Source organism: Streptomyces sp. NPDC031274 (assembly GCF_055570235.1).
The window spans coordinates 1-1,228 of record NZ_JBVIHP010000323.1 but is presented as its reverse complement, the minus strand read 5'-3'; the positions used below and the strand labels follow the sequence as shown (position 1 = coordinate 1,228).

At 71.9% G+C, this 1,228-nt stretch carries 1 protein-coding gene; it reads right to left on the bottom strand.

Annotated features, from left to right (window positions below; genetic code table 11):
* Nucleotides 1-1,228: MDR/SDR family oxidoreductase (locus tag ACZ5CR_RS46045; RefSeq protein WP_468869918.1), on the bottom strand; the 1,228-nt coding region annotated here is incomplete at both ends.

Here is a 1,228-nt window from a genome sequence, read left to right as displayed (position 1 = left end):
GTCAGGGAGCTGCGCTGGGCCCAGAAGCCCCAGGCGAGAGCCTGCCCGGCGAGCCCGTGCCGGCGGCGGTGCTGGGCGAGGGCGTTGAGGTAGGTGTTGGCGGCGGTGTAGTTCCCCTGGCCGGCATCGCCGAAGACGGACGCCGAGGAGGAGAACAGGGTGAACATAGCCAGGTCCATGTCCCGGGTCAGTTCGTGCAGATGGCGTGCGGCGTCCGCCTTGGGGCGGAACACCGCGTCGAGGCGCTCGGGTGTGAGGGAGCCGACGGTGGCGTCGTCGAGGACGCCGGCCGCGTGCACGACGCCGGTCAGCGGATGCGCGCCCGGAATCGCGGCGAGCGTGGCGGCCAGCGACTCGCGGTCGGCGGCGTCGCAGGCGGCGACCGTCACCTCGGCGCCGAGCTCGGCCAGTTGGGCTTCGAGCTCCGCGACTCCCTTGGCCTCGCGGCCTCTGCGGCTGGTCAACAGCAGGTGCCGTACGCCCCGTTCTGCGACCAAGTGCCGGGCCAGCTCACCACCCAGCGTGCCGGTGCCACCCGTGATCAGCACCGTGCCCTCGGGATCGAGAGCCCGCGGCACCGTCAGAACCACCTTGCCCACATGCTTGGCCTGGCTGACGAAACGGAACGCGTCCCGCGCCCTCCGCACGTCCCAGGTCCGCACCGGCAGCGGCCGCAGGACACCGGCATCGAAGAGCTGCAGGAGTTCGACGAACATCTCCTGGATCCGCTGTGGATCCGCTTCGCGGAGTTCGAGGGCCGTGTACGCGACGCCGGGGTGTGCGGCGGCGATCTCGTCCGGCTCGCGGAGGTCGGTCCTGCCCGTTTCCAGGAAGCGTCCGCCGCGCGGCAGCAGCCGCAGTGAGGCGTCCACGAACTCCCTTGGCAGCGCGTTGAGTACGAGGTCGAATCCGCTTCCGCCGGTGGCCTCCATGAACGCGGTCTCGAACGCCGGAGTGCGCGAGGATGCGATGTGGTCGTCGTCGAGGCCCAGGTCACGCAGTGCGTCCCACTGTTCCTCGCCGGCGGTCGCGTACACGTCCGCGCCCAGGTGCCGGGCCAGCTGGATCGCCGCCAGGGCGAGGCCGCCGGAGCCGCTGTGCACGAGGACCGACTCGCCCGCGCGCAGTCCGCCCAGGTCGGCGAGGGCGTGGTAGGCGGTCAGGAAGGCGAGTGGTACCGCGGCGGCCTGCTCGTACGACCAGCCCTCGGGCATCGGCGCGATCAGGG